This window comes from Planosporangium mesophilum (assembly GCF_016863255.1).
GTDB classification, from domain to species: domain Bacteria; phylum Actinomycetota; class Actinomycetes; order Mycobacteriales; family Micromonosporaceae; genus Planosporangium; species Planosporangium mesophilum.
The window spans coordinates 37,820-60,708 of sequence record NZ_BOON01000011.1 but is presented as its reverse complement, the minus strand read 5'-3'; the positions used below and the strand labels follow the sequence as shown (position 1 = coordinate 60,708).

Genomic DNA, 22,889 nt, shown 5'->3' with positions numbered 1-22,889 from the left:
GAAGTTCCGGTCGGCGCCCATCGAAGTTCCGGTCGGCGCCCATCGAAGTTCCGGTCGGCGCCCATCGAAGTTCCGGTCGGCGCCCATTGAAGGCGACGGCGGTCGCGCCGCCGGCGCCTTCAGCTGCCGGCTACGATCCGGCTGCCGGTCACGGCAGCCGGGACGTCCACAGCAGACTCAGACCGGCCGCGGCGAGCGCGAACAGCAGCGCGATACCCACGTACCACTGGGTCACCTCGCGCGGCTTCGTGCGGTAGCCGATCGAGCTGCCCATGTCCTGGTACACCTTCTTCAGCTCGGCCGCTGACGCCGCCTCGTAGAAGTGGCCCTTGGTGCTCTGCGCCAGCTTCTGCAGCGACGGCCGGTCCACCGGTACCCGCTGCGCCTGCCCGTCGATCTCGATCATGCCGGTGTCGGTGCCGAACGCGATCGTCGAGACCGGCACGTTCGCCGCATCCGCCGCGGCGGCCGCCTCCTCGACGGAGCGGCCGAACGTGCGGTACCCGTCGGAGAGCAGCACGATCCGGGCCGGCGGCAGCCCGTTGGCCCCGTCGGCCGGCACGCTGCGCAGCGCGTCCAGACAGGAGAAGACCGCCTCGCCGGTCGCGGTGGACTGGGCCAACTGCAGCGCGTCCAGCCCCTGCTGGATGGCGGCGCGCTCCTTGGTGGGCGAAACCACCACGTTGGCCGACTTCGCGAACGCCACGAGCCCCACGTTGAAGCTCGCCGGCAGTCCGCGGACGAACTCGGCGGCCGCCTGCTTCGCGGCCTGGATCCGGCTCGGTGTGACGTCGGTGGCCTCCATCGAGAGGGACACGTCGATGGCGAGCATGACCGTCGCCCGTTCCAGGGGCTCCTTGGTGTCGACCGACGGGCGGGCCAACCCCGCGACCATCACCAGCATGCAGGCGAGCAGCGCGCCCGCCGCGAGGTGGCGGCGCGGGCCGATGCCGCGCGGGGCGAGGACGCGGAGCAGCTCCACGTTGGTGAAGCGCATCGCGTACGACTTGCGGTGCCACTGCCGCCACACGTACGCCCCGGCCACGGCGAGGACCGGGAGGACGGCGAGCAGCCACCACGGCTCGAGGAAACGGATCATCGGGTGGTCCCCCTGGTACGGGCGTGGCGCTGGGCGGCGACGAAGCGCACGATATCGAGAAGCCAGTCGGAGTCGGTGCGCAGCCGCAGGTGGGCCGCGCCGGCGCCGCGGATCGCGCCCGCGATGGCGGAGCGCTGCGCGCCGGCCGCGGCGGCGTACCGCTCCCGCAGTTTCGGGTCTGCGGTCTGCACCTCGTGCGCCAGCCCGGTCTCCGGTTCGACGAACGCGATGACGCCGACATCGGGCAGGCTCAGCTCGCGCGGGTCGACGACCTCCACGGCCAGTACGTCGTGGCGCACCGCGAGCTTGCGCAGCGGACGGGCCCAGGACTCGACCGGCGCGAGGAAGTCGGAGATGACCACGGCCATGCCGCGCCGTCGGGGCGGCCGGTTGAGCATGTCCACCAGCGCGCCGAGGTCGTCGCGGCCGGGCCGTACCGGGGTGCGCGCGATCTGGCGCAGCAGCCCGTTGGCCTCCTTGCGGCCGGGGCGGGCCGGCAGCCGTAACCGGCTGCCGCCGGTGCCGACGACCGCGCCGATCCGGTTGCCCCCGCGCACGGTGAGGTGGGCGACCGCGGCCGCGGCGGCGATGGCGAGGTCACGCTTGAGGCACCGGGCCGTACCGAAGTCGAGGCTCGCCGACAGGTCCACCGCCAGCCAGGTCTCCAGCTCCCGGTCGGCCACGGTCTGGCGGACGTGCGGCGTCTGGGTACGGGCGGTCACCGGCCAGTCCATGCGCCGCACGTCGTCGCCGGGGCGGTACTCCCGCGACTCCCCCGCCTCGGTACCCGGCCCCGGCAGCAGTCCCAGATAGTCGCCCTGAAGCAGGCCGTCGAGCTTGCGGGTGATGAGCAGCTGGAGCTTACTCAGGACCAGCTCGGCCCGGGCGTCGTCGAGCTCGGGCAGGCCGGCGGGAGAGTCCTGCGCGGGCGGGGTGGAGCCGCGCCGACGCAGCCGCCCGAGCAGCGACAGTCCCGCCGGGCTCACCACGGCGCCCCCTCACCCGTCACGCCGGCCGCCCGGGCCACGCCGCGGGCTGCGGCTGCATCGCGCCGCCCGCGGGGCCACTCACCGGGGTACCGGCCCCGGCGGCGTTCTGCCGGGGCGTGACGATCGGCAGCGGTACGGCGGCGAGGACCCGGTCGATGATGTGGCCGGCCGGGATGTCGTCGGCGAGGGCGTCGTAGGACAGCACGAGCCGGTGGCGCAGGATGTCGGGGGCGATGTCCTGGACGTCCTGCGGCAGCGCGTAGTCGCGGCCGCGCAGCAGCGCCAGGGCCCGGGTGGCGCGCACGATGCCCAGGGAGGCGCGGGGGCTGGCCCCGTACTGGATGAGCTGCGCGATGTCCGCCAATCCGTGATCGGCCGGCGAGCGGGTGGCGAGCACGAGCCGCACGGCGTAGTCGACCAGCGCGCTGTGCACGAAGACCTCGTCCGCCTTGCGCTGCAGGGCGAGCAGGTCGCTCGGGTTGAAGACGGTCGCCGGCTCCGGTGGGGCAACCCCCATCCGGTACACGATCTCGCGCTCCTCGGCGTCGGTCGGGTACCCGACGTTGATCTTCATCAGGAAGCGGTCACGCTGCGCCTCCGGCAGCGGGTACACGCCCTCCTGCTCGATCGGGTTCTGCGTCGCCATGACCAGGAACGGCTGCGGCACCTGGTGGGTCTCGCCGCCGATCGACACCTGCTGCTCGGCCATGACCTCCAGCAGTGCGGACTGGACCTTGGCCGGGGCGCGGTTGATCTCGTCCGCGAGCAGGAAGTTGACGAACACCGGCCCCAGTTCCACGTCGAACTTCTCGCTGGAGGCGCGGTAGATGCGGGTACCGACGATGTCGGCCGGTACAAGGTCGGGGGTGAACTGGATGCGCGCGAACGTGCCGCCCACGACCCGCGCGAGGGTCTCGACCGCGAGGGTCTTCGCCACCCCGGGTACGCCCTCGAGTAGGCAGTGACCGCGGGCCAGCAGCGCGACGAACATCCGCTCGATCATCCGGTCCTGGCCGACGATGACCCGCTTGACCTCGAACAGGGCCCGCTCGAGCAACGAGGCGTCCTGGGCGGGCGTGGTCGCCGGACCACCGCCGTTGGCCTCGGCGCCACTCGGCTCCGACGGGGTCGCGGGCATGCTCGGTTGGGCCACCGGTCCTCCACAGCTTGAGACAAGCTAACGATCGCTCCAAGCGTCGCATGAACCGCCTGCCGTGCGCGCCCGGGCACCCGTACCGGTCTACGCGGGTGTGCGGTAGGGCACCGCCGGCCGCCGACGGCGGAAAGTGAAGGAGAGCCCGTTTCTCGATACGGGATCAGGTGAAAACCATCGATCGCCCGATGGGAACCGTCCATCGGGCAGATGACACGGGTAGACACCTGGGGGGCATTCGAGGGTACGATTCACCCGTCGCCGGGCGGCTTCCCCCGTGGTCGCCCGGCGCCCAATCTCTCCGAGGTGGCTCCCGGAGCCCTCTCCGAGGCTGGCAGACTTCGCATCGTGCCACCGGAGACAGCCCCCTCGAACCCGACCGAACCCTTGATCTGCTCGGCCAAGGGGTGTCGCGAGCCGGCCCGCTGGGCGCTGCGGTGGAACAACCCGAAGATCCACCCAGACGAGCGACGCAAGACGTGGCTCGCCTGCGGCGAGCACCGGCCCCGGCTCACGGAGTTCCTGTCGGTCAGAGGGTTTCTTCGCGAGGTTGAGCCCCTGCCGTGAGCAACCGGCCGTCGACGGTGTCGCTCCGGACGCCGCTGCCGGCGGCGTCGGCGTCGCTCCCCGCGGCGAGGGCTCGATCGGCGGCGGCACGCTCGGCCCGGGCCCGGGACAACGGCCCCCACCGGCGCTCGAAGAGCCTGGCTGCGACGCAGACCAGCCCGACGTAGAGCCACCCCATGAAGACGTCGATCATGTAGTGCTCACCGCTGTACACCAGCGTGAACGTCATCGCCAGCGGGTACGCCAGCAGCAGCGGCCACCAGCGGTGGCGCACCCGCGGCAGGAAGAACACGACGACGAGCAGCGCGAACGCGGTGTGCAGCGAGGGCATCGCGGCGACCGGGTTGGACGAGTACTGACCGGCGTTGATCAGGTTGCCCGCGCCGTGCAGCCCGATCGCGTCCCAGGCCCGCGTGGAGCCCCGCTCGACCGGGTCGAGGAGCCCGTACCTGGCCGCCCACCACGGCGGTGCCGCCGGGTACAGGAAGTAGGTCACCAGGCCGGCGGCGGACAGCATGATCCACCGGAGGACGAAGGCGAGCCACCGCGCCCGGTCCCGCAGCCACAGCACCACGGCCACCGCCGGGGTCACCACGAAGTGCGAGAAGTACACCCAACTGGCGAACACGTCCCACCAGTGGATGCCGTCCGGGTCGAACAGGTGCTCCTGCAACCACAGCGTCGGCACCCGACCGTCGGTGAGCCACCCGAACATGCCCCGGTCGGCCACGATCATCTCCAGCGCGTGCGGCACCACGCCCTGGTCGGCCAGGCCGCGCGACAGGTTGTACACCTGGAGCAGCACCACCACCGCGATCCAGTCCCGGGCGAACCGCAGATGTACCCGCCGGGGGCGGTCGATGCGCCAGGCGATCGTCGCCGCCCACAGCCACCCGAACGTCAGGATCGGGTCGGTGAGCGGCAGCCCGAGAAACAGCCACCAGGCGGCGAACGCGACCGTCCAGATGGACATCGCTCTCAGCCGCCGCCGGGCGGCGGACAGGGACGGGTCGTCGACGGGACCGTCCGGTGGCCGGGCTTCGGAGCGGATCGTGAGCGTCATCGCCCATCAGGCTAGCGGCGCTCCCGACGGCGTTTCCGGGGGCTCCGGAATGAACTCCGCCGGACGCCGAAATCCGCGCCCAGCGTTGCAGAGGGTGATCAGGTGGCTGCTAGGAGCGCCGGCAGTGCCTCACCGATGGGCTCGCGTACGACGGCGTCGGCGATCTCGTCGTACGGCGTGGGGCCGGCGTTCACGATCACGACGCGCGTGCCGAGCCCGTGGGCCACGTCGACCAGTCCGGCGGCCGGGTGCACGGTCAGCGAGGTACCGACGGCCAGCAGCAGGTCGCAGTCGGCGGCCGCGGAGTAGGCGGCGCGCAGGCTGTGCTCGTCCATCGCCTGCCCGAACGAGATCGTCGCGGACTTGAGGACGCCGCCACACGCGCGGCACGCCGGGTCGGCCTCCCCCGCCGCGACCCGTCGCAGGGTCTCCTCCATCGGGCCGCGCGCGCCACAGCCCAGGCACTCCGTCTCGAAGATGGTCCCGTGGATCTCGATGACCCGCTCCGGGCTGGAGCCGGCCCGCTGGTGCAGGCCGTCGATGTTCTGCGTGACGATCGCCCGCAGGCGTCCGGTGCGCTCCAGATCCACCAGGGCCCGGTGGCCGGCGTTCGGCTCGGCCGTCCACGCCGCGTGCCCGAGCCGCTCCCGCCAGGCCCGTTCGCGTACGGCCGGGTCGGCAACGTACGTCTGCAGGGTCACCATCGCCTCCGCGCCCGGGTCGCGGGTCCAGACGCCGTTGGGCCCGCGGAAGTCGGGGATGCCGGAGTCGGTGGAGATCCCCGCCCCGGTCAGCGCCGTGACCTGCCGGGCCGCGTCGATCCACCCCCGCACGCGGGTCAGGTCCGACGGAGAGATCGAGCCGCTCATGGCATCGACCGTATCCGACCGCTTACGCTGCCCGTATGCGGCCAGACGGTGAAGCACTCGACACGACGTCCATGGATGGTCAGGCCGGACCCGCGGTCGGCCGCGCGCACGTCGGCGGCCGCCTGGAGGCCACGGCGAGCTGGGTCGGCGCCGCCGCCCGGGTACAGCTCACGGTCACCGACGCCGACACGGCGCAGGCGGTCGGCTCCGGCGACGTACCCGTCCTGGGCACCCCCCGCGTCCTCGCGCTGGTCGAGGCGGCGACGGTCGGGGCGACGGCCAACCGGCTGCCGCCCGGCGCCACCACCGTGGGTACCAGGGTCGAGCTGGAACACCGGGCCCCGACCCCGGTCGGGCGTACCGTCGTGGCCGAGGCGCAGCTGGCGAAGGCGGACGGCCGACGGCTCACCTTCGAGGTCAGCCTGCGCGACGGCGACGCCGTCGTGGCGGAGGGCCGGGTGGAGCGGATCGTCGTCGACCGCCACCGCTTCGTCGAGAAGGCGTTCGGCGACTCATGACCGGGTTCACGGAGGTCGCGCGCGACGTGTACGTCCTGCGCTACCCGGTCCTCGACGTCAACGCCACCCTGGTCGTCGGGGACGGCGCCGCGCTGCTGGTGGACACGCTCTCCACCGACGCCCAGGCGCGGGAACTGCGCGACGCGGTCCGGGCGGTCACCCCGTACCCACTCACCGTCGTCAACACCCACCACCACTTCGACCACTGCTTCGGCAACGCCGTCGTGGTGGACGCCGACCGGCCGATCTGGGCCCACGAGGAGGCCGCGCGCATCCTGTGCGAGGAGGCGGCCGCGCTCCAGCGCGAGCTGTACCCGAAGTGGGCGCCGATCGACCCTGAGCTGGCCGCGGGGCTGGCCGCGGTCAGGGTGCGTCCGCCCGACCACACGGTGCACCTGGAGGCGACGCTCGACATCGGCGGCCGGCCGGTGGTTCTGCGCCACCTCGGCCGCGGGCACAGCGTGGCCGACCTCGTCGTGCACGTCGCCGACGTGGACGTGCTGATCGCCGGGGACCTGGTCGAGGAGGGCGCGCCACCGAACTTCGACGACGGATACCCCCTCGAATGGCCGGCGACCGTCTTCGCGCTGCTGGAGCTCGCCTCGCCGGCGACGGTGGTGGTACCGGGCCACGGCGCCGTCGTCGACTCCGGGTTCGTCCGGGCCCAGCACGCCGACCTGACCACGCTGGAGTGGCTCATCCGCGACGGGCACACCGACGCCGCCACGGTCGACGAGGTGGCGACGCTCGCGCCGTTCGGGCCGGACGCCGCGCGGGTCGCGGTGCGGCGCGGGTACGCCGAACTCGCCGGCCGGGCCACCTGAATGGCGGACCCGTCGCCGTACCGCCCGTTGCCCGGGCGTGTCATGGTCAGAATGTGCAGCACACGTCGACGGGCGAGGCGATGACGGTCACCCTGCGCGCGCCGCGCAACCGGGTCAGTCGCAGGGCCATCGGGTACTGGACCCTGCGCGCCCTGGGCGGCTGGCTGGTGCTGGGGGCGATCCAGCTCGTCTGGCTGATGAGCGCCGGGCCGACCGGACTCCGCCTGCTCGCGCTGGTGGCGACCGCGGTGCTCGGCACGGTCCACCTGATCGTGATGCCGCGGTGGCGGTACCGGGTCCACCTGTGGGAGGCGACGCCGGAGGCGGTGTACACCCAGTCGGGCTGGCTCAACCAGGAGCGCCGGATCGCCCCGGTGTCCCGCATCCAGACCGTCGACAGCGAGCGCGGCCCGCTGGAACAGCTCTTCGGCCTGGCCAACGTCACCGTGACCACCGCCTCGGCGGCCGGCCCGCTCAAGATCGACGGGCTCGACCACGCCACCGCGCAGCGGCTGGTCGACGACCTGACCACCAACACCCAGGCGACCCCCGGCGACGCGACATGACCGGGCCGCAACCCTGGGTCGGCGAGGCGGCCGGCACCGTCGACGGGGTCGACCCGTCGTGGCGGCGGCTCAGTCCGCGGATGCTGCTGGTGCACCCCGTCCAGGAGCTACCCCGCGCGCTGGTACCGCTGCTGGGCATCTTCGTGGCCGGTACCACCAGCGGCCACGACTGGTGGGCCGTGGTCAGCCTCGCCGGCGTCGTGGTCGCGGCCATGCTGCGCTGGTTCACCACCACGTACCGGATCACCCCGGACTACGTACAGGTCCGCCAGGGGCTGCTGCGCCGCCGCGAGCTGTCCGTACCGCGCGACCGGGTGCGTACCGTCGACGTGACCGCCCACGCCATCCACCGCCTCGTCGGGCTGGCCCGGGTCGAGGTCGGCACCGGCCGGTCCGACCGTTCCGACGAGGGGGTACGCCTCGACGGGCTGAGCGCCGCCGAGGCGTCCCGCCTGCGCGAGGAGCTGCTGCACCGCCGCGCCCGGCCGGCGACCGAAACGGCCGCCGGCACCGCGACCGAAACGGCCGCCGGCACCGCGGCTGAGACGGCCCCGGCGCCGGCCGAGGCGGTCCCGGTCGCCGCCGACGTCGAGGTGGAGCTGGTCAGGCTACGGCCGGGCTGGGTCCGGTACGGGCCGTTCACGCTCTCCGGCTTCGTGACCGTCGGGGTGATCGCGGCGTTCCTGTCCCGGCTGGTCAACGAGGCGCACCTCGACCCCACCCGGTACGGCCCGCTGCGCGCCGTGGCGGGCCACCTGACCCACGCGCCGGTCGGCCTGGCCGTGGCCGAGGTCCTCGCGGCCTGCGTGGCGGTGGTGGCCCTCGCCTCGACGTTCGGGTACGTGCTGGCGTTCTGGGGGTTCCGGATGACCCGGCACAGCGCCGGCACCCTGCACGTCACCCGGGGGCTCCTCACCGCACGGGCGACGACGATCGAGGAGCGGCGGCTGCGCGGGGTGGAGATCAGTCAGCCGCTCCTGCTCCGGGTGGCCGGTGGTGCCCGGTGCATCGCCATCGCCACCGGGCTGCGGGTGGGCCGGGGCGCCGAACGCGGCGGATCGCTACTGCTGCCGCCGGCGCCGCGCGCCGAGGCCGAGCGGGTGGCCGGCGAGGTGCTGCGCTCGCGGGAGCCGGCGACCGCGCCGCTCGTCCCGCACGGTCCGCGGGCCCGGCAGCGCCGGTACACCCGCACCCTCGGTACGGCGGCGCTGATCGTGGGGGTCCTGCTCGCCGGCCGGTGGCTGGCGGACTGGCCGGACTGGGCCTGGCAGGTCGGGCTGGTCACGCTGCCGGTGGCCTGGCTGCTGGCCGAGGACCGGGCACGCGCCCTCGGCCACGCGCTGGTGGGCGGCCGGCTGGTCACCCGGCAGGGCTCGCTGGTACGGCGACGCTGGATGCTCGACACCGACGGGATCATCGGCTGGAACCTGAACCGGTCGTTCTTCCAGCGCCGGGCCGGCCTGTCCACGCTGACCGCGACGACGGCCGCCGGGCACCAGCGGTACGAGGTGCTGGACGTGGACCTGGCCGAGGCGCTACACCTGGCCGACGAGGCGACCCCCGGGCTGCTGACGCCCTTTCTGGAGCGCCACGCGTAACCATGATCACCGAGAGTTGGTGCGGCGACAGCGACACCAACTCTCGGTGATCATGGGAAGTTACGAGACCACCGAGCCGATCGCGGGCTTGGTGAGCAGCGCCGAGTCGTTACGCGTGATGCGGGGGTCGAGCGAACGCTCCACGAAGATCGCGTGCCAGATGCAGAAGATCAGCACGGTCCAGACCTTGCGCGAATTGTCCACGTTGCCCTGCTTGTGCTCGTCGAGCAGGCGCACGGCGTACGGCAGGTCGAGGAGGTGACCGGCGCCCGAGCGGGTCAGGATGTCGCGCGCCCACTCGTACATCTCGCCGCGCAGCCAGACCCGCGTCGGCGTGGGGAAGCCCAGCTTCTTGCGGTTGACGATCGCCGGGGGCACCACGCCCTCCAGGGCCCGCCGCATCGCGTACTTGGTCTCGTTGGTCTTCGGCGGCAACTTCAGGTCGACCGGTACGGTCGCCGCGACGTCGAAGACCTCCTTGTCCAGGAACGGCACCCGCAGTTCCAGGGAGTGGGCCATGGACATCCGGTCGGCCTTCACCAGGATGTCGCCGCGCAGCCAGGTGTACAGGTCGACGTACTGCATCGTGGTCACGTCGTCGAGGTGCGCGGCCTCCGCGTAGATCGGCGCGGTGACATCGGTGTAGCGGACCGAGGGGTCGTAGCGGCGCATCAGCTCCGCCTTCTCCTCCTCGGTGAACATCCGGGCGTTGCCGTAGTAGCGCTCCTCGATCGGCGTGGTACCGCGCTCGAGGAAGCTCTTGCCCTTCACACCCTGCGGGATGACCTTCGACACCGCCCGTAGCCCCTTCTGGAGCGGGTCGGGCAGGCCGTTGACCGCCGCCAGCGAGAGCGGCTCGCGGTAGATCGTGTACCCGCCGAAGAACTCGTCCGCGCCCTCACCGGAGAGCACGACGGTGACGTGCTCGGCCGCCTTCTTCGCCACGAAGTACAGCGGGACCAGGGCCGGGTCGGCCACCGGGTCGTCCAGGTGCCAGACGATCTTCGGCAGGGCGTCCATCATGTCCTGCGGCCCGATGTACGTCGGGATCGTGGTGACGCCGAGGTGGCGGGCGGAGTCCTGGGCCACGTCGACCTCGGAGTACCCCTCGACGTTCGAGCCGACGGTGAAGGTCAGGATGTTCGGGTTGAACTCGCGGGCCAGCGCGACGACCGCGGTGGAGTCGATGCCGCTGGACAGGAACGCGCCGACCGGCACGTCGGAGCGCATGTGCATCCGAACGCTCTCGCGCAGCGTCTCCCGGATCCGCTTGTACAGCTCCTCCGGGTGGTCGGTCGGGGTCGGGCGGAACTCCGGCTGGTAGTAGCGGCTCGTGGTGAGCGGGCCGCCCGGGGTGTAGCTGAAGTACTCGCCGGACCCGATCCGGCCGATCCCCTGGTGCAGGGTGCCGGGCTCGGGCACGTACTGCAGCGTCAGGTAGTGCGACAGGTTGGCCCCGTCGACCCCGGAGTCGCCGGCCGACGCCGACGCGGCGAACGGCAGCAGCGACTTCTTCTCGCTGGCGAAGAAGATCCCCTCGGACGTGACCAGGTGGAAGAAGGGCTTGATGCCGAACGGGTCACGGGCGCCGAACACCTTGCGGGCCGCCCGGTCCCAGATCACGAACGCGAACATGCCGCGTAGCCGGCTCACCGCCGCCGGCCCCCAGTGGTGGTACGCCGCGACGATCACCTCCGTGTCGCCGGTCGTGGCGAACTCGGCGCCGTGCTCGCGGATCAGCTGCTCGCGCAGCTCCACGTAGTTGTAGATCTCGCCGTTGAACGTTATGACGTACCGGTTCGCCTCCGGCCCCGTCGGCGGGTACGCCAGCGGTTGGTGGCTGTGCTCCACGTCGATGATCGACAGCCGCTTGAAGCCGAAGATCATGTCGTCGTCGACGACGTTCACCCCGGTCTCGTCCGGTCCCCGGTGGTGGATGCTCTCGAGCGCCTCGGCGAGGCCATCCCGACAGGCCGAAGCGCGGCCGTGAGCGCTGACAAAGGTGAGCAGTCCGCACATGGCCGTTATCTTGTCACGCTGGCGCCGGACCGCCACGCGAGGCAAGGTGAGTCGCGGAGGTACCGTCAGGACATGAGCGATCAGGGCGAGCAGGGGGCTGAGGGCACCCAGTCACACGATCCCGACTTTCCGGAGCGCCTGCTGGAGTTCATGCGGACCGGCTGGCGGGACAGCACCCTCGAGGTGAAGGCGCGTCCGGAGGCGCCGCAGCACGCGAAGCGCCGGGCCGCGGTGTCCAGCGCGTTCCCTGGTCAGACGCTGGTCGTCCCGTCCGGCCGGGCGAAGGTACGGGCCAACGACACGGAGTACCCGTTCCGCCCCGGCAGCGACCACGTCTGGCTGACCGGTGAGCACGACCCCGACGCGGTCCTGGTCATGCGGCCGGGCGGCGACGACACGCTCTACATCCGGCCCCGCTCCCCCCGCGACACCGACGAGTTCTTCCGCGACCGCATGTACGGCGAGCTGTGGATCGGCCGCCGCCACACGCTCGAGGAGAAGTCGGCCGAGCTGGGCATCGCCACCGCCGACCTGGCCACGCTGCCGGCCGTCCTGGACGACCTGGCACCGGGCCGCACCCGGGTGCTGCGCGGCTACGACCCGGCCGTCGACTCAGGCGTACGGATCACCGACGACGGTACCCGCGATGCCGAGCTGGCCTGGACCCTGTCCGAACTGCGCCTGGTCAAGGACGAGTGGGAGATCGCCCAGCTCCAGGACGCGGTCGACGCCACCGTACGCGGCTTCGAGGACGTGGCCCGGGTCCTGCCGGCCGACCGCCCGGTCAGCGAGCGGCTGCTCGAGGGTGTGTTCGGGCTGCGGGCCCGCCACGACGGCAACGACGTCGGGTACTCCTCGATCGTCGGCGCCGGCTCGCACGGCACGATCCTGCACTGGATCCGCAACGACGGCCGTACCGCCCCCGGTGACCTGCTGCTGATGGACATGGGCGTGGAGAACCGCAACCTCTACACCGCCGACGTCACCCGCACGATCCCGGTCTCCGGCTCCTTCACCCCGCTCCAGCGCCAGGTCTACGACATCGTGTACCGGGCCCAGCAGGCCGGCATCGACGCGGTGAAGCCGGGCGTGAAGTTCGAGGACCTCCACCAGACCTGCATGCGGGCGCTCGCCGAGGGCCTGGCCGACCTGGGCGTGCTGCCGGTCAGCGTGGACGAGGCGACGTCCGCCGACTCCACCGTGTACCGGCGCTGGTCGCTGCACGGCTTCGGCCACATGCTCGGCCTGGACGTGCACGACTGCGCCAAGGCGCGCAGCGAGCACTACCGCAAGGGCACCCTGGCCGAGGGGTACGTGCTGACCGTCGAGCCCGGCCTGTACTTCCAGCCGGAGGACGGCCTGGTCCCGGCCGAGCTGCGCGGCATCGGTATCCGCATCGAGGACGACGTGCTGGTCACCTCGTCCGGCGCCCGGAACCTGTCGGCCGGCCTGCCGCGCACCTCCGACGAGGTCGAGGCGTGGCTGGCGGCCCAGCGTGAGGCCGGCCCCCGCCTGCCCGGCTGACCGCGTCTCGACCAGCGGTTACGGCAGGCGCCGCGACCGCTGGTCGACGCCGAGCTCGCCGTACGGGTAGTCGGACACCTCCGGCCTGCTCGCCTCGTCGAGGGCCCGGATCTCGTCGGCGGTCAGGTGTACGCCGGCAGCAGCCAGGTTGTCGTCGAGCTGTTCGAGGGTCCTCGCCCCGAGGATCACCGACGTGACGGCCGGCCGGTCGACCAGCCAGGCGAGGGCCACGACCGCCGTCGACACCCCGCGCCGGTCGGCAATGGCGTGCAGGGCGTCCAGGACGCGCCAGGTGCGCTCGGTGTTGCGCCGGTCGTACGCCTCCATCCCGCGCCGCGGATTCTCCCCCAGCCGGGTGGCACCCGTCGGCGCCGCGTCGCGCCGGTACTTCCCGGTGAGCCAGCCGCCGGCGAGCGGCGACCACGGCAGCACGCCGATGTTCTCGTTGCGGCAGACCGGGATCAGCTCCCACTCGATGTCGCGGGCCAGCAGGTTGTACTGCGGCTGCAGCGTCACGATGGGCGCCAGCCCCAGGTGCTGGGTGAGCAGGGCGGCCTTCTGCAGTTGCCAGCCGGTGAAGTTGCTGACGCCCCCGTAGCGGACCTTGCCGGCTCGGACGGCGTCGTCGAAGAACCGCAGCGTCTCCTCGATCGGCGTCAACGGGTCCCACGCATGCGCCTGGTAGAGATCTACGTGGTCGGTGCCGAGCCGGCGCAGGCTTGCGTCGAGCGCGCGCGAGAGATGGACCCGCGACAGGCCGGTGTCGTTGGGCCCGTCGCCCATCGGGAAGCGACCCTTGGTCGCGATGACGACCCGGTCGCGTGCGCCCGGACGGTCGCGCAGCCAGCGCCCCACGATCTCCTCGGCGGCACCCCGGGTGTACACGTCGGCGGTGTCGATGAAACTGCCGCCGACCTCGACGTACCGGTCGAGTTGCGCATACGCGTCCTTCTCGGCGGTCTCCGCGCCGAACGTCATCGTGCCCAGACACAGGGTGGACACGATCGTTCCCGTCCCACCGAGCGTGCGGTATTCCATGGTCGCCTCCCAAGCGGTCGCGCGTTCCCTTCGCACGCTATCCGCTGCCGGGGAGGCGGTCGACAGAGACCTATCTCCGCTCTCGTCCTCGCTGATCCGCTCGGCAAGGGTCTACAGGGTGGCCGCAGCCAGGGTGGCCGCAGCCAGGGTCTCCGCCTGCTCCCGGGGCACCCGCGTCAGAACACCACGGTGTTGATGAACACGTCGTACTTCACGATGACGTTCGCTACCCGGAAACGACCGGCGGACGCCGGATGATCCCGACGGATTACGACTGTACGAAGACCGCCACCGTCCGGCCCGGCACGGTCAGCGTGCCGGTCGACGAGTCGAAGCCGGAGCGCTTCACCACCGGGTCACTCCCCGCCGCCTGGATCGGATGCAGCCCGACCTCGGCGCCACGCAGCGACGGTACGGTCTGGGTCGCCGCCGACGGCGTCGCGTTGAACACGACGGTGAGTGACTTCCAGCGCGGGTCGCCGGTCAGCGTCATCGTGATCACACCGGGCGTCTCGCCGGTCCCCGACAGCGGGAACGACACGTGCTGCTGCACGTCGGCGGCGGTGGCGAGGCCGAACGCCGGTGAGCCGGCCCGGATCCGCAGCAGGTCGGCGTAGCCGCGCGCGGTGGCCTCGACCGCGGCGCAGTCCGGCACGAGCGCACGGTCGGCCAGCAGCGGCCTGGCGTACGGCCACTTGTCGGCGTTGTCGGCGGCCGGCGGCAGACCCCGCCCGAACCCGTTGCCGGCGCGGCAGTCCCAGGAGATCGCGTTGAACCAGTCGCCGGAGTTGAACGAGTTGCGATCCAGCGACTTGGAGCGCAGCCGGTCCGAGCCGGCCGTGCTGAACCCGACGCCCTGGCCCAGGATCGTGGTGGACAGTGCGAGCACCTGCATCCGGGACCGGTCCGCCGCCGACATCGACCCCGGCAGCTTGTACGCGAGCGCGTCGTACAGGATCTCGTTGTCGTGCGCGTCGACGTACGTGACCGCCTCGACCGGCGCGGCGGTGTACCCGGCCGGCGAGCCGTTGTAGTCGACCTCCGCGCCGGTCACCGTCCGGCCGCTCGAATCGATGAACCGGTAGGCAGCCAGGTTCCCGGTCAGGCCCACCTTGATCAGGTCCTGCTGGTGCAGCAGCCGGGCCCGCTGCTCGTCGGCTACGCCGTTGACCGGGTCGCCGTTGGGGTCGGTGTACAGCCCGCTGGCGAAGCCCTGGATGCGCGGGTTCGCGTCGAACGGGCCGCCACCCCGGACCCCGTCCCGCAGCCGGTCGTTGAAGGTACCGATGCCGGTACCGGCCATGTTCGCCTGCGTGGCCTGGATGAACCTGGCGTTGTCAGCGACCTCGCCGAAGTTCCAGCCCTCGCCGTACACGTAGATCTTCTTGCCGTCGACCCCGTCCCGGTCGAGGGTCAGCTTGTCCAGCGCCGCCCGGACGGCCAGGATGTTGGCCTTCGGGTGGTGGCCCATCAGGTCGAACCGGAAACCGTCCACCTTGTACTGCCGGGCCCAGGTGACCACCGAGTCGACCACCAGCTTGCCCATCATGGCGTGCTCCGGCGCGGTGTTGGCGCAGCAGGTGGAGTCCGCGACCGTGCCGTCGTCGAGCAGCCGCTGGTAGTAACCGGGCACGATCTGGTCCAGGACGGAGAACCGGTCGACGCCCGCGGCGTGGGTGTGGTTGTAGACGACGTCCATCACCACCCCGAGCCCGGCGCCGTTCAGGCCGGCGACCATCCGGCGGAACTCGGTGACCCGCTGGTCCGGGTCGGCCGCGTACGAGCCCTCCGGCGCGGTGTAGTGCAGCGGGTCGTACCCCCAGTTGTAGGCGTCGCGGTCGGCCACGGCGGCGATGCACGCCTGCTGCTTGTCGCTGTCGGGCGGCAGGCTCGCCAGGTCGCACGCGGGCGTCGCCTGGTCGGCCCTGCGCTCCGGCACCGACGCGAAATCGAAGACCGGGAGCAGGTGTACGTGGGTGAGCCCGGCCTGTGCCTGCGTGCGCAGGTGCGCCATGCCGACCGAGTTCGTGTCGGTGAACGCGAGGTAGGTGCCCCGGTGCTCGGCCGGTACCGTGCCGTCGCCGACCGAGAAGTCGCGTACCGACAGCTCCTGGATCTGGATCTTCGAGCGGTCGAAGCCCGGCTTGCGCAGCGCGGACCAGCCGGCCGGCGCGAGCGCCCGGTCGTTCAGGTCGGTGACGCGGCTGAAGACCGAGTCGACCGACAGGTCGACCGAGTAGGGATCGGTGACGCTCGCCGTCACCACCTTCCGCGCCGCCGGCTGCCAGGCGGTGACCCGGTACCGGTAGTACTTCCCCTTCCATTCGCCGCTGGCGCTCCACACCCCGGTGGCGTCGTCGCGGCGCATGTCCACCACGCGAGGCGTCGACGACGGCGTGTCGGCCAACTCCAGCGCGACGGTCTGCGCGGTCGGCGCCCAGACGCTCAGGGTGGCCCGCTTCCCGTCGAAGGTGGGGCCGAGTTTCGCGCCGGTCGCGCCGGCGTACAGGTCGTCGAGCACGCCCGGCAGCTGCACCGAGGACGCCTCCAGCGGGGTGCCGGCGGCGTCGGTCGCGGTGACGGTCACCTGGCCGCGCAGCGCGTCGCGCACGGTGCCCCGGTCGGCCGGGTCGACCCGAAGCGCCGTGTACTGCCACAGGTGCGGGTACTTCTGCCGCTGGGCCTCGGTCTGCACGTCGGGGTGCAGCCGGATGGTCCGGCCGTTGCCGGTCAGGCTGTACCGGCGACCATCGGTCGGGCCGGTCTTCCACAGGACGGTGTCCCGATCGATCCACTGGGCCTTGGACGTGGTGGTGTCGAGGTCGGGTCCGGCGACAGCTGCCATGGGCAACAGATAGCGCGGTCGGCCGGCCAGCAGCCACCCCTCGTGGCCGCTGGTACGCAGTTCGAGGGACTGGTCGGTGGGCAGGTCCTTGGTGTCACCGTTGTGCACGATGTAGTTGAGGCTCTTCGCGCCGTCGGCGAGCGGTACCCGGAAGACCGCGCCGTAGGCGTCGAAGCTCGTTGGCGTCAACGGCGCCGACCAGTCGGTCGGGGTCGCCGCGCCGGTCCAGACGTGCAGCCCCCAGCCGGGGTAGTCGCCGGCCGGGCGCCGGTAGTGCAGCACCGCGGTGTGTTCGGCGGCGGCCCGGGTCGGGTGGACGGTCGCCTCACCGGAGCGTACCCACGCGTCACCGGCTGCCGCCGGGATCACGGACTGGTTCCCGGCGGGATCCGCGACGTCGCCGTTGTGGACGGCGAGGCTGACCGTCCTGGTCGGGTCGCCGACGGGCACGTTCCAGTACGCGCCGTAGCCGTCGGTACCGTCGGGCTGCCGTTCGGTGGGCGTACCGGGTGCCAGCCCGTCGCCCGACACCCGCAGCGTCCAGCCGGCGTAGCTGCCGTCCGGCCGTCGGTAGTGGACGGTCATGGTCTTCGTCGCGGCGGAGTCGGACGGGTGGACGGCCGGATCGCCCTGCTTGAGCCAGATCTCCCCGGTCGTGCCCGGATCGACGGTGCGGTCGGCCGCGACGTCGGAGACCCCGTTGGAGTCGACGACGACGAACCCGACGTTCCGCGCGCCCGGCTTCAGCGTGAGCCAGGCGAAGCGGCCGTAGGCGTCCTCGCCGGCGAACGGCTGCCCGGCCGGGAAGGTGGTCTGCGACGCCGGGTCGATGTCGCCCCAGGCGTACAGGCCCCAGGAGCCGTAGTCGCCGGCCGGCCGCTGGTAGTGCACCACCAGGTGGTCCCGGTCCACGGTGGCGGGCGGCGTGCCGACGGTCGCGCTCGTGGTGGCCGTGGCCAGCCGGCCGGCGCCGTCGCGGACCACCGCCTTGTACCGCAGCGTGGTACCCCCGGCCAGCCCGGCCAGGTCGTGGAAGACGCGGTACGGGGCGTGCGTGGCGGTGCCGAGCGACCGCCAGGCGCCGCCGCCCACCTGCACCGCGACGCTCACCGTCGCGAGGGGGTCGCCGGTCACGTCGGCGACCACCTCGGTACGGGTCGGCACCGCCGCGCCCGCCGCCGGCTTGCTGATCCGGACGGTCGGCGCGGTCGACGGCTTGGCCACCGGCCTGGTCGCCCGGTAGACCACGGCCGACAGCGCCGGGACGGTGACCGTGAGGTTCTTGTCGGGTGCGCTGGCGACCTGCTGGCCGCCGGCCGGGTAGATCCGGTCGAAGCTGCCGCCGTAGCTGCCGAACGTGGCGGTCTGCGCGGTGGGCGCGTTGTTGACCGCGACCACGTACTCGACGCGCTGTGCCGGGTCGAACCGGGAGAACGCGAAGACCCCGGGGCCGGTGGCCGCGTACCGGGTGACCTGGACGCCGTCGCGCAGCGCGGGGTGGCGTTTGCGCAGGTCGGCCAGCTTGCCGATGGCCCGGTAGACCGGGTGGTCCGGGTCGTAGGAGTCGACGGCGTGGGTGCGGTCGGTGCCGATCAGCGGGTCGTCCAGGTAGTCGGGCGTCTTCGAGGCGAACATGTCCTGGCGGGCGTCCTTGTCCCCGCCCGGCCCGGTGAAGCCCTGCTCGTCACCGGAGTAGATCACCGGCTGGCCGCGGCCGAGGAACATCAGCTCGTGGGCGAGGACGTCCCTGCTCAGCTGGAGCTCCCGGCTGCCACCGGCAGCCCGGATGAACGAGCCGACGTGGCCCATGTCGTGGTTGCCGAGGAAGGTGGGCAGCCGGCGGGCGTCGGTCCCGCTGCTGGTGTACAGGTCGTCGCGGGCGTACACGTCCGCCAGGCCGGCCGCCGAGCCGCCCTGGGCCACGTAGTCCTTGGCCGCAGCCTGGAACGGGAAGTCCAGCGTGGCCGGCAGCCCGCCCCGGCGCACGTACGTGGAGCCGACCTCCGGGTCGTCGCTGTACACCTCGCCGAACATGAAGAAGCCGGGCTTGCCGGCCTTGTTCGCGGCCCGCTCGACGCCGGCCGTGAACTGCGGCCAGAACGGCAGGTCCACATGCTTGACGGTGTCGATGCGGTACCCGTCGACCCCGGCCCGCCCGATCCAGCTCGAGTAGATGTCGGTCATGCCGCGGACCACCTCGGGCCGCTCGGTCCACAGGTCGTCCAGGCCCACGAAGTCGCCGTACTCGGAGCTCTCCCCGACGAAGGTGGAGTCGCCCCGGTTGTGGTACATCGTCGGGTCGTTGAGCCAGTCGGGCTTCTTGACGTTCGCGTCGGCCGGCGTGGCGAACCGCGGGCGGTACGGGAACGAGTCGAGGTTGACCTTCGGGAAGCCGTGTCTGCCGTCGGCGTACCGGCTGTCGTCGAACGGGTGGCCTGCCGCGTCCTTGTAGGGCACCTCGGCCTTGCTGACGTAGGAGTGCCGGTCGGCCGTGATGACGTCCGCGGTGTGGTTGGTGATGATGTCGAGGTAGACCTTCATGCCGCGTTTGTGTGCCGTGTCGACCAGCCTCTTCAGCTCCGCCTCCGTACCGAAGTGCGGGTCGACCGCGGTGAAGTCGGTGATCCAGTAGCCGTGGTAGCCGGCCGAGTCGCCCTGCACCGGGCGGTTGCGGAAGATCGGCGCGAGCCAGATCGCGGTGGTACCGAGCCCCTGGATGTAGTCGAGCCGGTCGGTGACGCCCTTGATGTCGCCGCCGTGGTAGTAGCCCTTGTCGGCCGGGTCGTAGCCGGTACTCGACCGGTCGCCGGTCAGGCCGCCCCGGTCGTTGGCCGGGTCGCCGTTGGCGAAGCGGTCGGGCAGCGCGAAGTAGAACTGCTCGGCGCGGGGCCGCTCCCCGCCGCCGGTCGCGGCCAGGGCGGCGGCCGACGGCTCCCGGTCCCAGGTGAGCGCGCCGTCCCTGACGGTGGCCGGGACGGTCCGACCGGCGGGCAGCGGGATCGCGGCCGCGGCCGACGTGGTGAGCAGGCTCGACCCGAGCACGCAGCCGAGGGCGACCGCCGCGGACCTGGGGAGCTTCATGCGCAGTGGGGGCTTCATGCGCAGCGACCTTCCTCGATGGGGACGGGCTGGCCGCAACGTATCGGCTCCTGCAAATTTCAGCAAGACTTTGCAGGCTGCCATCTCCCGGAAGAGGTGTTCGACGGAGAGTGTGACGATCATCCGGTTACGCGGATGAGGTTGCGCCGTTTAACAAGACGGACGTACGGTTTTCTTAGGGTGGACACGCCGAGGGCTGACCCGCCGTAGCCGGCCGACCCCACCTGCGGGACACTGCTAGCCGACCAACCAGTGACGCGAGGAGTACACGTGGCCAGCCTCGACTCGTTTGGCGCCCGGAGCCAGCTAGGCGTCGGTGACGCCAGTTACGAGATCTACAAGATCAGCACGGTGGAGGGTTCGGCGCGTCTGCCGTACAGCCTGAAGGTCCTCCTGGAGAACCTGCTGCGGACCGAGGACGGCGCGAACATCACCGCCGACCACATCCGGGCGCTCGGCGAGTGGGACCCGACCGCCGACCCGAGCGTGGAGATCCAGTTCACCCCGGCGCGGGTACTGATGCAGGACTTCACCGGCGTCCCCTGCGTCGTCGACCTCGCCACGATGCGGGAGGCCGTCCGCGACCTGGGCGGCGACGCCACCAAGGTGAACCCCCTCGCCCCCGCCGAGCTGGTCATCGACCACTCGGTCATCGCCGACCTGTTCGGCCGCGAGGACGCCTTCGTGCGCAACGTCGACCTGGAATACCAGCGCAACCAGGAGCGCTACCAGTTCCTGCGCTGGGGCCAGACCGCGTTCAACGAGTTCAAGGTCGTCCCGCCGGGCACCGGCATCGTGCACCAGGTCAACATCGAGTACCTCGCGCGTACGATCATGACCCGCAACGGCGTCGCCTACCCCGACACCGTCGTCGGCACCGACTCGCACACCACCATGGTCAACGGCCTCGGCGTGCTGGGCTGGGGCGTGGGCGGCATCGAGGCCGAGGCCGCGATGCTCGGCCAGCCGGTGAGCATGCTCATCCCCAAGGTCGTCGGCTTCAAGCTCAGCGGTGAGCTGCCCGAGGGCACCACCGCCACCGACCTGGTGCTCACCATCACCGAGATGCTGCGCAAGCACGGCGTGGTCGGCAAGTTCGTCGAGTTCTACGGGCCGGGCGTGGGCGCCGTGCCGCTGGCCAACCGGGCCACCATCGGCAACATGAGCCCTGAGTACGGCTCGACCGTCGCCATCTTCCCGATCGACGACGAGACCATCCGCTACCTGCGTCTGACCGGCCGCGACGACTCGCAGCTGGCGCTGGTCGAGGCATACGCCAAGGAGCAGGGCCTCTGGCACGACCCGGCCGCCGAGCCGGTCTACTCCGAGCGCCTGGAGCTGGACCTGTCGACGGTCGAGCCGTCGCTCGCCGGCCCGAAGCGTCCGCAGGACCGGGTGCCGCTGCTGAGCGCGAAGACCCTGTTCCGGGCCGCGCTCAAGGACTACGTCAAGGTGCCGGTGCCGATGACCGTCGAGTCGGCGTCCAACGGCGTCGAGGGCAGGGCCGACGAGGCCAGCGCCGAGTCCTTCCCGGCCAGTGACTCGCCCGCGGTCAACGGCGTCGAAGACCCCGCCGACAAGCCGCGCGACCTGATCTCGGCCGCGGTCGGTGCCGCCGGCCGGCCGTCCAACCCGGTCACGGTGACCATGGAGGACGGCTCGACGTTCGAGCTGGACCACGGCGCGGTCGTGATCGCCGCGATCACGTCCTGCACCAACACGTCCAACCCGCAGGTCATGCTCGGCGCCGCGCTGCTGGCCAAGAAGGCGGTCGACCGGGGCCTGGCCCGCAAGCCGTGGGTGAAGACCACCCTCGCCCCGGGCTCCAAGGTCGTCATGGACTACTACGAGCGGGCCGGCCTGACCCCGTACCTGGAGAAGCTGGGCTTCAACCTGGTCGGATACGGCTGCACCACCTGCATCGGCAACTCCGGCCCGCTGCAGGACGAGATCAGCGCCGCGATCAACGACAACGACCTGACCGCGGTCAGCGTGCTGTCGGGCAACCGGAACTTCGAGGGCCGGATCAACCCGGACGTCAAGATGAACTACCTGGCGTCCCCGCCGCTGGTGGTCGCGTACGCCCTCGCCGGCACGATGGACATCGACCTGGCCAACGAGCCGCTCGGTACGGGCAGCGACGGGGAGCCGGTGTACCTGCGTGACATCTGGCCGACGGCGCTGGAGATCGAGGACGTCGTGGCGTCCGCGATCGCGAGCGAGATGTTCTCCCGCGACTACGCCGACGTGTTCGCCGGTGACGAGCGCTGGCAGTCACTGCCCACCCCGACCGGTGACACGTTCGAATGGGCCTCGGACTCGACGTACGTGCGCAAGCCGCCGTACTTCGAGGGCATGGCCGCGCAGCCGGCGCCGGTGTCGGACATCGCCGACGCCCGGGTGCTCGCCAAGCTGGGCGACTCGGTGACCACCGACCACATCTCGCCGGCCGGCTCGATCAAGGCCGACTCCCCGGCCGGGAAGTACCTGTCCGAGCACGGCGTCGACAAGCGTGACTTCAACTCGTACGGCTCCCGCCGGGGCAACCACGAGGTGATGATCCGGGGCACGTTCGCCAACATCCGGCTGCGCAACCAGCTCGTACCGGGTGTCGAGGGTGGCTTCACGGTCAACCACCTCACCGGCGAGCAGACCAGCATCTTCGAAGCGTCGGAGGCGTACGCCGAGGCCGGCGTGCCGCTGGTGATCCTGGCCGGCAAGGAGTACGGCTCGGGCTCGTCGCGGGACTGGGCGGCCAAGGGCACGATGCTGCTCGGCGTGAGGGCCGTCATCGCGGAGAGCTACGAGCGGATCCACCGGTCCAACCTGATCGGCATGGGCGTCCTGCCGCTCCAGTTCCCGACCGGCGAGAACGCCGAGTCGCTCGGCCTGACCGGCACCGAGACGTTCACGATCTCCGGGATCGAGGAGCTCAACGCCGGTACCACGCCGCGCGCGGTCACGGTCAGCACCGACACCGGGGTCACGTTCGACGCGGTCGTCCGCATCGACACCCCCGGCGAGGCCGACTACTACCGGCACGGCGGCATCCTGCAGTACGTGCTGCGGCGGATGCTCGCGAACTGACGTTTCACCCGGGGCGCCCCGCTCACCGCGA

14 protein-coding genes are annotated in these 22,889 nt (G+C 71.7%); 6 read left to right on the top strand and 8 right to left on the bottom strand.

The window, feature by feature from the left end; all coding sequences use genetic code 11:
• Positions 1 to 148: 148 nt before the first annotated feature.
• The 5 genes from Pme01_RS06665 to Pme01_RS06645 all read right to left on the bottom strand — a co-directional run bounded on the left by Pme01_RS06665 (position 149) and on the right by Pme01_RS06645 (position 5,740).
• On the bottom strand, positions 149 to 1,099 hold the full coding sequence (locus tag Pme01_RS06665) for a VWA domain-containing protein (protein WP_168114813.1): 951 nt from the start codon (positions 1,097 to 1,099) through the stop codon (positions 149 to 151).
• Positions 1,096 to 2,004, bottom strand: a complete 909-nt coding sequence (locus tag Pme01_RS06660; RefSeq protein WP_168114877.1) for a DUF58 domain-containing protein — start codon at positions 2,002 to 2,004, stop codon at positions 1,096 to 1,098. Before Pme01_RS06660 ends, Pme01_RS06665 begins: the two co-directional genes overlap by 4 nt.
• Before the next feature lie 100 nt (positions 2,005 to 2,104).
• Positions 2,105 to 3,226 (bottom strand): AAA family ATPase, encoded by a 1,122-nt coding sequence (locus Pme01_RS06655; protein ID WP_205863984.1) that lies wholly within the window; start codon positions 3,224 to 3,226, stop codon positions 2,105 to 2,107.
• Between the two features lie 544 nt (positions 3,227 to 3,770).
• Entirely contained in the window at positions 3,771 to 4,871 is a 1,101-nt protein-coding gene (locus Pme01_RS06650; RefSeq protein ID WP_168114810.1) for a phosphatase PAP2 family protein, read from the bottom strand.
• 98 nt (positions 4,872 to 4,969) lie between these two features.
• Entirely contained in the window at positions 4,970 to 5,740 is a 771-nt protein-coding gene (locus Pme01_RS06645; protein ID WP_168114809.1) for an SIR2 family NAD-dependent protein deacylase, read from the bottom strand.
• A gap of 35 nt (positions 5,741 to 5,775) precedes the next feature.
• Between Pme01_RS06645 and Pme01_RS06640 the strand changes: the two genes are divergently transcribed.
• Genes Pme01_RS06640 through Pme01_RS06625 form a run of 4 tightly spaced genes read left to right on the top strand, consistent with a single transcriptional unit; the run spans position 5,776 to position 9,246 of the window.
• Positions 5,776 to 6,258 (top strand): thioesterase family protein, encoded by a 483-nt coding sequence (locus tag Pme01_RS06640; protein ID WP_239088052.1) that lies wholly within the window; start codon positions 5,776 to 5,778, stop codon positions 6,256 to 6,258.
• Positions 6,255 to 7,082: an MBL fold metallo-hydrolase gene (locus Pme01_RS06635; protein ID WP_168114808.1), complete on the top strand. Its 828-nt coding sequence runs from the start codon at positions 6,255 to 6,257 to the stop codon at positions 7,080 to 7,082. Before Pme01_RS06640 ends, Pme01_RS06635 begins: the two co-directional genes overlap by 4 nt.
• A gap of 53 nt (positions 7,083 to 7,135) precedes the next feature.
• Positions 7,136 to 7,648 carry a PH domain-containing protein gene (locus Pme01_RS06630; RefSeq protein ID WP_239088051.1) on the top strand — a complete coding sequence of 171 codons (513 nt, stop codon included), beginning with the start codon at positions 7,136 to 7,138 and terminating at the stop codon, positions 7,646 to 7,648.
• A complete protein-coding gene (locus tag Pme01_RS06625; protein WP_168114807.1) occupies positions 7,645 to 9,246 on the top strand; it encodes a PH domain-containing protein in 1,602 nt (533 codons plus the stop codon). Before Pme01_RS06630 ends, Pme01_RS06625 begins: the two co-directional genes overlap by 4 nt.
• A gap of 60 nt (positions 9,247 to 9,306) precedes the next feature.
• Here the strand turns inward: Pme01_RS06625 and asnB are convergent, their stop codons facing one another.
• Complete coding sequence (gene asnB, locus Pme01_RS06620; protein WP_168114874.1) at positions 9,307 to 11,265, bottom strand: asparagine synthase (glutamine-hydrolyzing); 1,959 nt, start codon at positions 11,263 to 11,265, stop codon at positions 9,307 to 9,309.
• Between the two features lie 72 nt (positions 11,266 to 11,337).
• Here asnB and Pme01_RS06615 point away from each other — a divergent pair, with 72 nt between their 5' ends.
• Entirely contained in the window at positions 11,338 to 12,789 is a 1,452-nt protein-coding gene (locus tag Pme01_RS06615; RefSeq protein WP_168114805.1) for an aminopeptidase P family protein, read from the top strand.
• A gap of 18 nt (positions 12,790 to 12,807) precedes the next feature.
• On the opposite strand, the gene Pme01_RS06610 is transcribed toward Pme01_RS06615, so the two are convergent.
• Positions 12,808 to 13,827 (bottom strand): aldo/keto reductase, encoded by a 1,020-nt coding sequence (locus tag Pme01_RS06610; RefSeq protein WP_168114804.1) that lies wholly within the window; start codon positions 13,825 to 13,827, stop codon positions 12,808 to 12,810.
• A 268-nt stretch (positions 13,828 to 14,095) separates the two neighbouring features.
• A complete protein-coding gene (gene pulA, locus Pme01_RS06605; protein ID WP_239088050.1) occupies positions 14,096 to 19,771 on the bottom strand; it encodes a pullulanase-type alpha-1,6-glucosidase in 5,676 nt (1,891 codons plus the stop codon).
• Between the two features lie 270 nt (positions 19,772 to 20,041).
• Here pulA and Pme01_RS06600 point away from each other — a divergent pair, with 270 nt between their 5' ends.
• Complete coding sequence (locus Pme01_RS06600; protein ID WP_168114803.1) at positions 20,042 to 22,858, top strand: aconitate hydratase; 2,817 nt, start codon at positions 20,042 to 20,044, stop codon at positions 22,856 to 22,858.
• Positions 22,859 to 22,889 lie beyond the last annotated feature (31 nt).

Coding starts and splice junctions, on each gene's coding strand:
- Pme01_RS06665 (WP_168114813.1), bottom strand. CDS start 1,099: ATGATCCGTTTCCTCGAGCCGTGGTGGCTGCTCGCCGTCCTCCCGGTC.
- Pme01_RS06655 (WP_205863984.1), bottom strand. CDS start 3,226: ATGCCCGCGACCCCGTCGGAGCCGAGTGGCGCCGAGGCCAACGGCGGT.
- Pme01_RS06650 (WP_168114810.1), bottom strand. CDS start 4,871: ATGACGCTCACGATCCGCTCCGAAGCCCGGCCACCGGACGGTCCCGTC.
- Pme01_RS06645 (WP_168114809.1), bottom strand. CDS start 5,740: ATGAGCGGCTCGATCTCTCCGTCGGACCTGACCCGCGTGCGGGGGTGG.
- Pme01_RS06640 (WP_239088052.1), top strand. CDS start 5,776: ATGCGGCCAGACGGTGAAGCACTCGACACGACGTCCATGGATGGTCAG.
- Pme01_RS06635 (WP_168114808.1), top strand. CDS start 6,255: ATGACCGGGTTCACGGAGGTCGCGCGCGACGTGTACGTCCTGCGCTAC.
- Pme01_RS06625 (WP_168114807.1), top strand. CDS start 7,645: ATGACCGGGCCGCAACCCTGGGTCGGCGAGGCGGCCGGCACCGTCGAC.
- asnB (WP_168114874.1), bottom strand. CDS start 11,265: ATGTGCGGACTGCTCACCTTTGTCAGCGCTCACGGCCGCGCTTCGGCC.
- Pme01_RS06615 (WP_168114805.1), top strand. CDS start 11,338: ATGAGCGATCAGGGCGAGCAGGGGGCTGAGGGCACCCAGTCACACGAT.
- Pme01_RS06610 (WP_168114804.1), bottom strand. CDS start 13,827: ATGGAATACCGCACGCTCGGTGGGACGGGAACGATCGTGTCCACCCTG.
- pulA (WP_239088050.1), bottom strand. CDS start 19,771: ATGAAGCCCCCACTGCGCATGAAGCTCCCCAGGTCCGCGGCGGTCGCC.